Annotated in this window: 7 protein-coding genes; 5 read left to right on the top strand and 2 right to left on the bottom strand. The window is 67.8% G+C overall.

Annotation, left to right across the window (positions count from 1 at the left end):
- Nucleotides 1–17: 17 nt before the first annotated feature.
- On the bottom strand, nucleotides 18–1,511 hold the full coding sequence (gene glpK / locus IFT71_RS12735) for a glycerol kinase GlpK (RefSeq protein WP_192141335.1): 1,494 nt from the start codon (nucleotides 1,509–1,511) through the stop codon (nucleotides 18–20).
- A 92-nt stretch (nucleotides 1,512–1,603) separates the two neighbouring features.
- Between glpK and IFT71_RS12730 the strand changes: the two genes are divergently transcribed.
- Entirely contained in the window at nucleotides 1,604–3,184 is a 1,581-nt protein-coding gene (locus IFT71_RS12730; protein WP_244654921.1) for a glycerol-3-phosphate dehydrogenase, read from the top strand.
- Here IFT71_RS12730 and IFT71_RS12725 read toward each other — a convergent pair.
- Complete coding sequence (locus tag IFT71_RS12725) at nucleotides 3,160–3,984, bottom strand: phosphoheptose isomerase (protein WP_031395027.1); 825 nt, start codon at nucleotides 3,982–3,984, stop codon at nucleotides 3,160–3,162. The two genes, IFT71_RS12730 and IFT71_RS12725, sit on opposite strands and share 25 nt — an antisense overlap.
- Nucleotides 3,985–4,220: 236 nt before the next feature.
- Between IFT71_RS12725 and IFT71_RS12720 the strand changes: the two genes are divergently transcribed.
- The 4 genes from IFT71_RS12720 (at nucleotide 4,221) to IFT71_RS12705 (ending at nucleotide 12,912) form a co-directional block, all read left to right on the top strand.
- Nucleotides 4,221–5,189: an outer membrane protein assembly factor BamD gene (locus IFT71_RS12720; RefSeq protein WP_056407265.1), complete on the top strand. Its 969-nt coding sequence runs from the start codon at nucleotides 4,221–4,223 to the stop codon at nucleotides 5,187–5,189.
- 302 nt (nucleotides 5,190–5,491) lie between these two features.
- Nucleotides 5,492–7,156: a DNA repair protein RecN gene (recN, locus tag IFT71_RS12715; protein ID WP_192141331.1), complete on the top strand. Its 1,665-nt coding sequence runs from the start codon at nucleotides 5,492–5,494 to the stop codon at nucleotides 7,154–7,156.
- Nucleotides 7,157–7,197: 41 nt separating this feature from the next.
- Nucleotides 7,198–9,342 carry an NAD-dependent DNA ligase LigA gene (gene ligA / locus IFT71_RS12710; RefSeq protein ID WP_192141329.1) on the top strand — a complete coding sequence of 715 codons (2,145 nt, stop codon included), beginning with the start codon at nucleotides 7,198–7,200 and terminating at the stop codon, nucleotides 9,340–9,342.
- 216 nt (nucleotides 9,343–9,558) lie between these two features.
- Nucleotides 9,559–12,912: a TonB-dependent receptor gene (locus IFT71_RS12705; protein ID WP_192141327.1), complete on the top strand. Its 3,354-nt coding sequence runs from the start codon at nucleotides 9,559–9,561 to the stop codon at nucleotides 12,910–12,912.
- Nucleotides 12,913–12,943 lie beyond the last annotated feature (31 nt).

The following is a 12,943-nucleotide window of genomic DNA, read 5'->3' as shown; positions in this document are numbered from 1 at the left end:
GCCGGCCCCGCCGATCGTCAGTCCGTACTGAGCGCCTTGCGTAACGCGGCGTGCCAGCCGGCGATCAACGCGGCGCGGTCGCTCGCCGCCATGCGCGGCTCGAAACACGCCCCCCGCCGCCACGTCTGCGACAACGCATCGAGATCGGGCCAGACCCCGGTCGCCAGCCCCGCATGGAACGCTGCGCCCAGCGCGGTCGTCTCGAGATGGGTCGGCCGCTCGACCGGTGTCTCGAGCATGTCCGCGAGAAACTGACAGAGCCAGTCGTTCGCCGCCATGCCGCCGTCGATCCTGAGCGTTGCGGGCGCCGCGCCGCCATCTGCGACCATCGCCTGCGCCAGATCGAGCGTCTGATAGCCCACCGCCTCGAGCGCCGCGCGCGCGAGATGTGCACCCGTCGCGCCGAGCGTCAGCCCGGTGATGAGCCCGCGCGCATCCGGATCCCAGTGCGGCGCGCCCAGCCCGACAAAGGCGGGGACCATGTAGACGCCGTGGCTGTCGGGAACCTCGGTCGCCATGTCGTGCGTCTGGTGCGCGCTGGTGATCACGCCGAGCCCGTCGCGCAGCCACTTGACCGCCGCGCCGGCGACGAAGATCGATCCCTCCAGCGCATAGGTCATCTGCCCGTTCAGCCGATAGGCGGGCGTGGTCAGCAACCGGTGGTCGGACGCGATCGCCGTGTCGCCGGTGTTGAGCAGCATGAAACATCCCGTTCCATAGGTCGACTTGACCATGCCGCGCGCGAAGCAGGCTTGGCCGAACAACGCCGCCTGCTGATCCCCCGCCATTCCCGCGATCGGGATCGGGACGTCGAACAACCCCGGTGCGGTCGTGCCGAACACATGGCTGTTGTCGTGCACCTCGGGCAGCATCGCCTGTGGCACGCGCAGCAATCTGCACAGCGCGTCGTCCCAGTCCTGCCGGCGAATGTCATAGAGGAGCGTGCGCCCGGCATTGGTCACGTCGGTCGCATGCACCGCGCCGCCGGTGAGCCGCCACAGCAGGAAACAGTCGATCGTGCCGAAGGCGAGCTCCCCCTTGTCCGCGCGCGCCCGCGCACCCGGCACGGTGTCGAGGATCCACGCGATCTTGGTCGCGGAGAAATAGGGATCGAGCAGCAAGCCGGTCTTGTCGCGGACCGTCTGTTCCGCGCCCTCGGCCTTCAGGCTCTGACACACGTCTGCGGTGCGGCGGTCCTGCCAGACGATCGCGGGGTAGATCGGCGTGCCCGTCGCGCGATCCCAGACGACGACGGTTTCGCGCTGGTTGGTGATGCCGATCGCCGCGATGTCGCGCGCGGGCACACCGCCGCGTGCGATCGCCTCGCGCGCGGTCGCCAGCGTGTCGCGCCAGATGTCCTCGGGGTCATGCTCGACCCAGCCGAGTCGCGGATAATGCTGCGCGAATTCGCGCTGCGCCGTCGCAACCGGTCTGGCCGTCGCATCGAACAGGATGCTGCGCGTCGATGTCGTACCCTGATCGATCGCGAGGACGTGCGTGGCTTGGCCCATGCGGCTCTCCTTTGCGACCGCTCTAGGCCGCCCCACCGCCCCGCGTCGAGGCTAGCCACCGGTCGGCGCGCGGTGGTAGACGGGAGACGATGATGAAAACGCCCGCGAAATTCGACGTCGACCTGTTGATCGTCGGCGGCGGCATCAACGGCACCGGGATCGCGCGCGATGCCGCCGGGCGCGGACTGTCGGTCCTGCTGGTCGAGCAGGACGATCTGGCCAGCCATACCTCGTCGGCCAGCACCAAGCTGATCCATGGCGGGCTGCGCTATCTCGAATATGGCGAGCTCCGGCTGGTGCGCGAGGCGCTGATCGAACGCGAGCGGCTGCTGGCGATCGCGCCGCACATCATCTGGCCGCTGCAGTTCGTCCTGCCGCAGACGCATTCGCCGCGCCCCGCCTGGATGGTCCGGCTCGGGCTGTTCCTCTACGACCATCTTGGCGGCCGCAAGATCCTGCCCGCGACACGGACCGTGCGTCTCGACCGCGATCCGCTGGGCGACGGGCTGAAACCCGGCGCGACGCGCGCCTTCGTCTATTCGGATTGCTGGGTGGAGGACAGCCGGCTGGTCGTGCTCAACGCGCGCGATGCGGCGGAGCGCGGCGCGACAATCCTGACGCGTACCCGGCTGGTCGCGGCAGCCCGACGGGACGGCGGCTGGTCCGCGACGATCGCCGATGCGCAGGGCGAGCGCACCGTCACCGCCCGCGTGCTCGTCAACGCGGCGGGACCCTGGGTCGCCGATGTCTTGGGCAAGGTCCCCGATTCGCGCCGCGACCGCGGCGTACGGCTGATCAAGGGCAGCCACATCGTCGTGCCGCGCCTCTATGCGGGCGATCACGCCTTGCTGTTGCAGAACCCGGACAAGCGCGTCGTCTTCGCGATTCCCTATGAAGGTCGCTTCACGCTGATCGGCACCACCGACGAGGCCTGGCAGGGCGCGCCCGGCCCCGCGACGATCGACGCCGCCGAGACCGCCTATCTGTGCGACACCATCGACCGGTATTTCCAGCGTGGCATCACCCCCGCCGACATCGTGTGGAGCTATTCGGGAATCCGCCCGCTCTATGACGATCATGCGGCCAGTGCGTCAGCGGTGACACGCGACTATGTGCTCGATCTCGACGCCGCGGAGGATCGCGCGGCGATGCTGAGCATCTTCGGCGGCAAGATCACGACCTATCGCAAGCTTGCCGAGCACGCGATGACGCAGCTTGCCCCCTTCTTCCCCGATCGCGGCGCGGACTTGACGAAAAGCTGGACCGCGACGGTTGCACTGCCCGGTGGCGATCTGCCCGAGAGCGATTTTGACCGGTATCTCGAAGCGCTGATCCGGGCGTACCCCGACCTGCCGACTGAATTGCTGCGCCGACTCGGCCGTGCCTACGGTACGCGGGTAGACCGGATCCTCGGTGCGGCGCGCACCACCGCCGAGCTTGGTGAGGATTTCGGCGCGGGGCTTCATGCCGGCGAGATCGACTATCTTGTCGATCAGGAATGGGCACGGTCGGCGGCCGACATCCTCTATCGCCGCAACAAGCTCGGGCTGCACGTACCCGCCGACGCCCCCGCACGGATCGACGCGTATCTGGCCGATCGCATCGATGGGGCGGCGGGAGGCGCACCGCCCCCCGCCGCAGCACCCTATCAGATCCGCGTGTCGCCCGCATAGGCGAACAGCAGGTCGGCATCGTCGCTGGCCTCGATCCGCTCGGACCCGGTCACGGTCACGCACTCGCCCGCCTTGAACGCGACGCCCGCGACGCTGCCCGATCCGGTGATCGGGATCAGCCAGGCGGTCCGCCCCTCGGGCAGGGTCACCGCATGCTCGCCACCGGTCCAGCGCTCGAGCACGAACTTGGGGCCTTCGACCTGGATCGTCCGGCCTTCGGAAACGACGCCCGGCGACGTGATCGGCTGATAGGGCACCGGGTCTGAAACCGCGATGCCGTCGTCGAGGTGCAGTTCGCGGTCGCTGCCATAATCGTAGAGGCGATAGGTGGTTTCCGAGTTCTGCTGGACTTCGATCACCGTCAGGCCGCCGCCGATCGCGTGGATCGTGTCGGAGGCGCAGTACATGAAATCGCCCGCCTTGACCGGCTTCCAGTAGAGCTTGTCCTCGATGGTGCCGTCGATCGCGGCGGCGCGCAGGTCGTCGCGCGACATCGGCGCCTTGGTACCGACGGCGATCGTCGAATCGGGTTCGGCGGCCAGTACCGTCCAGCATTCGTCCTTGCCTCGTGGCAGGCCGCGCGCATGCGCCTGGTCGTCGTCGGGATGGACCTGCACCGACAACTTCTCGCTGGTGAACAGATATTTGATCAGCAGATCGGGGGTCGTGTCGCCGGGCTCCTGAAACCAGACCTCGCCGATCGCCGGCGCACCGGGGGCGGGATCGTCAAAGCCGGGCCACAGCGTGTGGCGTCCCCAGGGCTTCTCGACACGATGGGTGTGAAGCAGGGTGGCGGGCATCAAACGTTCCTTCTCAAGGCTGGCGGACTGGCGCGACATAGCGCCCCGGGGCCCAACTGGCGAGACGCCGGGAATGTCCCGTCGTCGACGCGGCATCGCGCCAGGCGTATCGCGCCCGTCGACCGGTGAATTGTGGCTGAATAGACCGCCCCGAAGGCCGCTGCTTCAGACGCCTCCAAACGCCCTCGCTAGGGGGGATTGTTCGCGTGCCCCCGGTTACGCTAAGGACGACGTCCATGCGTATCCCCCAGTCTCGCGCGCTCTCGATCGCGCTCCTCGCCGCCATAGCGCTCCCCATGGCCGGGTGCGCGAGTTCGCGCACCTCCACCGACATCCCGTATGTCGCGCGCGACGTGGGCACGCTCTACTCGCTGGCGAAGAAGCGGCTCGACCAGGGGCGCTACAAGGAGTCGGCGCAGCTGTTCGACGAGGTCGAGCGCCAGCATCCCTATTCGATCTGGGCCCGCCGCGCGCAGATCATGAGCGCGTTCAGCTATTATCTCGACACCGACTATACCAAGTCGATCCAGTCGGCGCAGCGGTTCATCGCGGTCCACCCGGGCAACCGCGACGCGCCCTATGCCTATTACCTGATCGCGCTGGGCTATTACGAGCAGATCACCGACGTCACGCGCGACCAGAAGATCACGCGCCAGGCGCTCGACGCATTGGGCGAGCTGACGCGGCGGTATCCGAACACGCGCTATGCATCGGATGCGCGGCTGAAGATCGATCTCGTCAACGATCACCTTGGCGGCAAGGAGATGGAGATCGGTCGCTTCTACGAGACGCGCGGCCAGTGGCTCGCGGCGAACGGGCGGTTCCGCACCGTGATCGACCAGTATCAGCAGACCACGCACACCCCCGAGGCGCTGATGCGTCTGACCGAGACCTATCTCGCGCTTGGCGTGCCGATCGAGGCCGAGAAGGCCGCGGCGGTGCTGGGTCGCAACTATCCGGGCACGCCCTGGTATCAGCGCGCGTACAAGCTCATGCAGGAGCATCCGGTCAAGCCGCTGGCGCCGATCGCGACGGGCGCGCAGATCGTGCCCGCCGGCACCCCCGGCGCGCTGCCCGCCGCTGGCCTCGGCGAGACCCCGGCAATCCCGGGCTCGCCCGGCAATGGCGGCTCTGGTTCCGCTGCGGCAGGCGGGTCGGGCCCGGTCGGCCCCGCCGGCACCACGCGCACCACGCCCGGCAACTGAGCAAGGGGCGGCGCGCGCCGCCCCTCCCCCACTCGTCATCCTGACGGACGTCACTGCCCAGAGCCACGACGTCCGCCCCTCCGCCGTCATCCTGACGAAAGTCAGGATCCAGAGCCACAAACCCGAGCGCGCGTGACCCTGGATCCTGACTTTCGTCAGGATGACGAGGAGGGCAGTGTTCACGGAGCGCGGCGGTGACGAGAAGCCTCGACCGCAAAGCGTCAAGCCTGAAAGCCCCCATCCGCACCAAGCGGAACATTGGGGGATCATTTTCGCATCCGGATCGTCTAAGGGACGAACCGATGCTGACAGAACTCTCCATCCGCGACGTGGTATTGATCGAGGCGCTCGACCTCGGCTTCGGCCCGGGGCTCGGCGTGCTGACCGGCGAGACCGGTGCGGGCAAATCGATCCTGCTCGATGCGCTCGGGCTTGCGCTCGGCGGGCGCGGCGACAGCGGACTGGTCCGGCATGGTGCTGCGCAGGCGGTGGTCACCGCGACCTTCGATCCGCCCGCACCCGACACGCCGCTGATGGCGCTGCTCGATGAGAACGGGCTGACGATAGAGGCGGGCGAACCGCTGATCATCCGCCGCATCGTCAAGGCCGATGGCGGCAGCCGCGGCTTCGTCAACGACCAGCCCGCCTCCGCCGGACTGCTACGCGAGATGGCGCCGACGCTGGTCGAGATCCACGGCCAGCATGACGAGCGCGGCCTGCTCAACCCGCGTGGCCACCGCGCGCTGCTGGACATTTTCGGCCGTACCGAACCCGCCGCGACGACCCGCGCCTGGACCGCACTGCGCGAGGCCGAGGACGCGCTGGCGACCGCTCGCGCGGATATCGAAAGCGCCGCGCGCGACCGCGACTGGCTCGAACACACCGTCGCCGAACTGACCGCGCTGGGGGCCGAACCGGGCGAGGAGGAAACGCTCGCCGACACCCGCCGCTCGATGCAGCGCGCGGAGAAGATCGCCGACGACCTGTCGGCGATCGACGACTATCTCGAAGGGTCGGATGGCGGGCTTGCCAAGCTGCGCCAGGCGGCGCGCGTGCTCGAACGGATTTCAAGCGATCATGTCGCGCTGGCCGACGCGCTCGCCGCGGTCGACCGCGCGGTGATCGAGGGATCGGTCGCCGAGGAACGGATGCGCGATGCGCGTATCGACCTCGCCTATGACCCGCGCAGCCTCGAGGACGACGAGGCGCGGCTGTTCGAACTCCGCGCGATGGCACGCAAGCACCGCGTCCAGCCCGACGACCTCGCCGCGCTGGCCGACGAGATGCGCGCCCGGCTCGAACGACTCGACGCGGGCGAAGGCGGAATCGCGGTACTCGAGGCAACGCTCGCCAAGGCGCGCGCCGCCTACGACAAGGCCGCGGACGCGCTGTCGGCCCGGCGTGCCAAGGCTGCGCTGCGACTCGACACTGCGGTCGCGGGCGAGCTCGCGCCGCTGAAACTCGACGCCGCCCGCTTCCGCACCGTCTGCGCCCCGCTCGGCGAGGAGGGCTGGTCGGGCGCGGGCAAGGACCGTGTCGAGTTCGAAATCTCGACCAACCCCGGCGCGCCGTTCGCCGGCCTCACCAAGATCGCCAGCGGCGGCGAATTGTCGCGCTTCATTCTCGCCTTGAAGGTCGCGCTCGCGGAGGAAGGCGGCGCGACGACGATGGTGTTCGACGAGATCGACCGCGGCGTCGGCGGTGCGGTCGCCAGCGCGATCGGCGAGCGACTCGCGCGCCTCGCGCAGAGCACGCAGCTGCTCGTCGTCACGCACAGCCCGCAGGTCGCGGCACGCGGCGCCAAGCATCTGCTGATCGCGAAAAGCAACGACGGCACCGTCACCCGCACCGGGGTCCGCGCGCTCGACGAGGCCGAACGCCGCGAGGAGATCGCCCGGATGCTCTCGGGCGCGACGATCACCGACGAAGCGCGCGCGCAGGCCGAACGGTTGCTCGAAACCGCCTGACGCTCTTGCCGCGCGCGGGGCAGCTGCCTAACCCCGCGATCATGACCGCGCTGCCCACGTCCGCCCTTCCCGCCACCGAAGCGGAGGCCGCCGCCGAGCTGGCGACGCTCGCCGAGCGCATCGCCTATCACAATGCGCGCTATCACACCGACGACGCGCCCGAGATCAGCGACGCGGAGTATGATGCGCTGGTCCGCCGCAACAGCGCGATCGAGGCCGCCTTCCCCGCCAGCGTCCGCGCCGATTCGCCGAGCCGCAGCGTCGGTGCCGCACCCGCCGGGCATCTGTCGAAGGTCGCGCACGCCAAGCCGATGATGAGCCTCGACAACGCGTTTTCGGACGAGGAGGTCGAGGAGTTCGTGCGGCGTGTCCGCCGCTTCCTCAAGCTCGCCGACGACGCCCCCGTTGCGCTCACCGCCGAGCCCAAGATCGACGGCCTGTCCTGCTCGCTGCGCTACGAGGACGGCCGGCTGGTCCAGGCGCTGACCCGCGGCGACGGCCAGGTCGGGGAGGACGTCACCGCCAATGTCCGCACGATCGCCGACATCCCGCAGCAACTGGCCGGCGCCCCCCCCTACCCTGCGGTCTTCGAGATCCGCGGCGAGGTCTACATGGCCAAGGCCGACTTTGCCGCGCTCAACGCCCGCCTGCTCGCGGAAGCCGAGCAGACCGGCAAGGAAGCGCGCCAGTTCGCCAACCCCCGCAACGCCGCCGCCGGCTCGCTCCGCCAGAAGGACGCCGGCATCACCGCCGAGCGCACGCTGCGTTTCCTCGCGCATGGCTGGGGCGAGGCGAGCACCGTCCCCGCGGAAACACAGTCCGCGATCGTCGACCAGTTCCGCGCCTGGGGCTTCGCGGTTGCCGACGCCTTTGCGCGCGTCGAGGACGAACAGGGCGCGCTCGGAGTTTACCGCGCGATCGAGGCGGGCCGGGCCGAGCTCCCCTTCGATATCGACGGTGTCGTGTACAAGGTCGACCGGCTCGACTGGCAGGCGCGACTCGGCCAGGTTGCGCGTGCGCCGCGCTGGGCGATCGCGCACAAATTCCCCGCCGAGCGCGCGCAGACCACGCTCAACGCGATCGACATCCAGGTCGGGCGCACCGGCGCGCTGACCCCGGTCGCGCGGCTCGATCCCGTCACCGTCGGCGGCGTCGTCGTCACCAACGCGACGCTCCACAATTTCGACGAGATCGAACGGCTCGGCGTCCGCGTCGGCGACCGCGTCCTCGTCCAGCGCGCCGGCGACGTCATCCCACAGATCGTCGAGAGCCTGACCGCCGCCGAGGATCGCCCCGCCTATGTCTTCGACCGGCTCTGCCCCGATTGCGGGTCGGCGGCCGAGCGCGAGGAGGGCGAGGTCGTCTATCGCTGCACCGGCGGACTGATCTGCCCCGCGCAGCGCGTCGAGCGGCTCATCCATTTCACCTCGCGCCACGCCTTCGACATTGGCGGGCTCGGCCAGACCCTGGTCGAGGCGTTCTTCCACGACGGCCTGATCGAGTCGCCCGCCGACATCTTCCGCCTGACCGAGGAGCAGCTCGTCGCGCGCAAGAAGGACGGCCGTGTCTGGGCGGCCAAGCTGATCGCGGCGATCAACGCGCGCCGCCAGATCGCGCTCGACCGCTTCCTCTTCTCGCTCGGCATCCGCCATGTCGGCGAGATCACCGCACGCGACCTCGCCCGCCGCTATCGCTCGGCCAAGGCGCTCGGCAGCATGCTGCGCCGCGCGGTGTTCCTGTATCACAGCATCACGCCGGTACTCGGCGAGCCCGAGCGCAAATATGTCCTGCGCCGCGACAAGCTGCTCGTCGGCGTGATCGAAACCGCGGGCGTCGGCCCCGAGGTCGCCAACGCGCTCATCGGCTTCTGCGCCGAGCCGCACAACCGCGCGGTCGTGTTCGACCTGCTCCGCGAGGTGACCCCGCTCGATGTCATCCACGAGACGCGCGATTCGGACGTCAGCGGCCAGACGCTCGTCTTCACCGGCAGCCTCGAGACGCTCAGCCGCGACGAGGCCAAGGCGCAGGCCGAGCTGCTCGGCGCTCGCGTCGCGGCGTCGGTTTCGGCCAAGACCGACCTCGTCATCGCCGGCCCCGGCGCGGGGTCGAAGCTGAAGAAGGCGACCGACCTAGGGATTCGCGTGATCACCGAGGCGGAATGGGCGGCGATCGTCGCGGCGAGCTGAACGCGCAGCGTGCCACGCACTTGATCGAGATTGGTTCCGTCGTGGACCAATCGATGCCGGGCCGTGGCTTTTTTGCAACGCAATATGACGGAGTGCGTCCGGCGCAACACGCGACTCGCCAATGTCATGGAACCGAAATATTTGGAGCGCAGGGGCGCGGCTGACCGAACGATCAAGTCGCGGATCTCGAGCATAAGCTCAAAGGGGACATTTCAAATGCGTAACAACCTTTTCCTGGGTGCGGCGGCGATTGCGCTGATCGCGCCGATGGCCGTGTCCGCGCAGGAGACGACCTCCTCGATCCGCGGCACTGTTACAGCCAATGGCGCGCCCGTAGCCGGCGCGACGGTGGTGATCCTGAACGTGCCGTCGGGTTCGCGCTCGACGCAGACGACCGACGCCTCGGGCAGCTTCAATGCCGGCGGCCTGCGCGTGGGTGGTCCGTTCACCGTCACGGTCACCGCGGCGGGCTATCCCGAAACGTCGATCACCGACATCCAGACCACCGTCGCGCAGACCTATGAACTGCCGATCGAGCTGGCCGCCGCCGAATCTGGCGGTGCGGACATCGTCATCACCGCGTCGTCGCTGCCCCGCGCGCGCAACGTCAGCCAGGGCCCGGCAACGGTCCTGAACGCCGAGCAGATCGGCTCGGTCGCATCCGTGAACCGCGACGTCCGCGACCTGATGCGCCGCGATCCGTTCGCGCGTCTCGACGACACCCCCTCGGGCGGTCGTGCCGTTTCGTTCGCCGGCCAGAATGCGCGCTTCAACCGCTTCTCGGTCGACGGCGTGCCGGTCACCGACAATTTCGGCCTCAACCCCGACGGCCTGCCGACCCGCCGCGCGCCTATCCCGTTCGATTCGATCGGCCAGTTCCAGACCAAGGTCGCGCCCTATGACGTCCGCGAAGGCAACTTCCAGGGCGGCGCGATCAACGCAATCCTGAAGTCGGGCACCAACGAATTCCACGGCACGGGCTTCTATGCCTATTCGGACGACAGCCTGACCGGCAACCGCACGAAGGCAGGCCCCGGCGTTCCCACCGGCCGCGTCAACATTCCCGACTTCAAGTACGAGAATTTCGGCGCGGAGCTGTCCGGGCCGATCATCAAGGACAAGCTGTTCTTCATGATCGCGGGCGAGCGCATCCGTGCGAACACCCCGATCGTCGAAGGTACCGCCGGCACCAACGCCGGTACGGTCGTCCCCAACATCACCGACGCACAGGTCGCCCAGATCCAGCAGATCGCGGACTCGCGCTACGGCTATGACACCGGCGGTGTGCTGCAGGATTCGAACGATCGCGACGATCGCCTCGTCGCCCGTATCGACGCCAACCTGTCGGATACGCAGCGCGCGTCGCTGACCTATCTCTACACGAAGGATTCGATCCAGCTCGGTCAGAACACCTTCGTCACGGGCACGCCCGGGCTCGGCCTCGAGTCGAACGGCTATATATCGTCGAACCGCCTCCACACCGGCGTCGCGCAGCTGAACAGCGACTGGAGCGAGGAATTCTCGACCGAAATCCGCGGTTTCTACAAGGACTACAAGCGCGGTCAGGACCCGATCCTCGGCCGCGGCTTCGCCCAGATGCAGGTCTGCACCGCGCCGACCTCGGATCGCGGCACCGGCACCGCCACCAACAACGACTTGTCCAACACTTGCCAGTCGGGCTTTGGCAACGTCTCGTTCGGACCGGACATCTCGCGCCAGTCGAACGAACTGACCAGCCGCAGCTTCGGCGGCCTCGTGCAGGGGCGCCTGACGCGGGACAATCATGACGTCCGCGTGTTCGGTGAATTCACCGATTCGAAGATCAACAACCTGTTCGTCCAGCGGACGGCGGGCGATTACTACTTCGACTCGATCGCCGATTTCCAGGCCGGCAATGCGCAGCGTTTCCGTTATGGCAATGCCGTTCCGTCGCTCGACCCGGTCAACGGTGCCGCGCGCTTCCGCTACCAGTCCTACAGCTTCGGTGTTCAGGACACGTGGCGCCTGAGCGACCTGTTCACGCTGTCCTACGGCGCACGCTACGACACGTTCGGCGGCCATAGCCGTCCCGAGCTGAACTCGGCATTCCTGTCGCGCTACAACTTCCCGAACACCGCCTATATCTCGGGCCGCGGCGTGTTCCAGCCGCGCATCGGGTTCGACTTCAAGCCGGTGTCGGCGGTGTCGCTGCGCGGCGGTATCGGCATCTTCTCGGGCGGCGCGCCCGACGTCTATGTCTCGAACAGCTTCTCGAACACGGGCTTCCTGACCAACGCGATCGACGTCCGCCAGAACAACAACAACAGCTACACGATCGCCGGGCTGTCCGCGGCGGACGCGCAGACCAACGGCGGCGCGATCCTGACCAACGTGAACGGCACGGCGGTCCCGGCGGCGGCCAATGGCGTGCTCACCAACGCGACGGTCAACACGCTTTCGCCGACCAACGCACTCGATCCGAACTTCAAGGTGCCGTCGCAGTGGCGTGGCACGCTGTCGGCCGACTATGATCCCAACTGGGGTGGCAGGTTCGGCGATGGCTGGCACTTCGGCGCCGACTTCCTGTGGTCCGACGTCCGCAACCAGGTGTTTTTCACCGATCTGCGCGTCGCGCCGACGGCATTGCGGACGCCAGATGGCCGCGTACGCTATGCCTCGCGGACCACGTTCGCCGACACCAATTCGGACCTGTATCTGACGAACACCACGCGTGGCCGCAGCTACATCGGCGTCGCGCGCGTCAGCAAGGACTTCGATTTCGGCCTCAACCTGGGCGTCAGCTACACCTATCAGGACATCAAGGATCAGGCGCCGGCAACCTCGTCGACCGCGTCGTCCAACTACGGCAATGGCGCGTTCCTCGATGCCAACGGTGCCGCCTATGGCATTTCGAACGACCAGGTGAAGCACAACATCAAGTATAACGTCAGCTTCAACCACGCGTTCTTCGGCGACTACAAGACCAACTTCACGCTGTTCGGCGAGACGCGTATCGGTCGCCCGTACAGCTACACGATGCAGGATCTGTCCTCGAACCGGTCGCCGGTGTTCGGCACGATCGGCAGCGCATCGCGCTACCTCCTCTACGTGCCGACCTCGACCACCGATGCGCTGGTGTCGTATGACAGCGTGGCAACGCGGGACACGTTCGAGGCGCTGATCAACTCGACTGACCTGAAGAAGTATCGTGGCAAGATCACGCCGCGCAACGGCTTCAACTCGAAGTGGTTCACGCGTTTCGACCTTCATCTGTCGCAGGAAATCCCGACCTTCGTCGGTGCCAGCCGCGTCCAGCTGTTCGCGGATATCGAGAACGTCACCAACTTCCTGAACAAGAACTGGGGCCAGATCCGCGAATACCAGTTCCCGTACACGATCCCGGCGGTTCGCGTTCAGTGCCTTCAGACGGCGGTCGCGACCGGCACGGCGCCGGGCGCAGCAGTCACGGCGAATTCGAGCCAGGCCTGCGCGCAATATCGGTACAGCGCGCCCGCATCGGCGCCGAGCGACACGATCTATTCGCGTCAGTCGCTCTACTCGATCCGCGTCGGCGCACGGTTCAGCTTCTGAGCCCTATCGCCTCGACGTGACGACCGGGCCG

The sequence above is a fragment of the Sphingomonas sp. CFBP 13733 genome (genome assembly GCF_014841795.1).
Taxonomy (GTDB): Bacteria; Pseudomonadota; Alphaproteobacteria; order Sphingomonadales; family Sphingomonadaceae; genus Sphingomonas; species Sphingomonas aerolata.
Note: the sequence above shows the minus strand (reverse complement) of the source record. Positions and strands in the feature narration are given on the sequence as shown.

Coding starts and splice junctions, on each gene's coding strand:
- ligA (WP_192141329.1), top strand. CDS start 7,198: ATGACCGCGCTGCCCACGTCCGCCCTTCCCGCCACCGAAGCGGAGGCC.
- IFT71_RS12705 (WP_192141327.1), top strand. CDS start 9,559: ATGCGTAACAACCTTTTCCTGGGTGCGGCGGCGATTGCGCTGATCGCG.
- IFT71_RS12730 (WP_244654921.1), top strand. CDS start 1,604: ATGAAAACGCCCGCGAAATTCGACGTCGACCTGTTGATCGTCGGCGGC.
- recN (WP_192141331.1), top strand. CDS start 5,492: ATGCTGACAGAACTCTCCATCCGCGACGTGGTATTGATCGAGGCGCTC.
- IFT71_RS12720 (WP_056407265.1), top strand. CDS start 4,221: ATGCGTATCCCCCAGTCTCGCGCGCTCTCGATCGCGCTCCTCGCCGCC.
- IFT71_RS12725 (WP_031395027.1), bottom strand. CDS start 3,984: ATGCCCGCCACCCTGCTTCACACCCATCGTGTCGAGAAGCCCTGGGGA.
- glpK (WP_192141335.1), bottom strand. CDS start 1,511: ATGGGCCAAGCCACGCACGTCCTCGCGATCGATCAGGGTACGACATCG.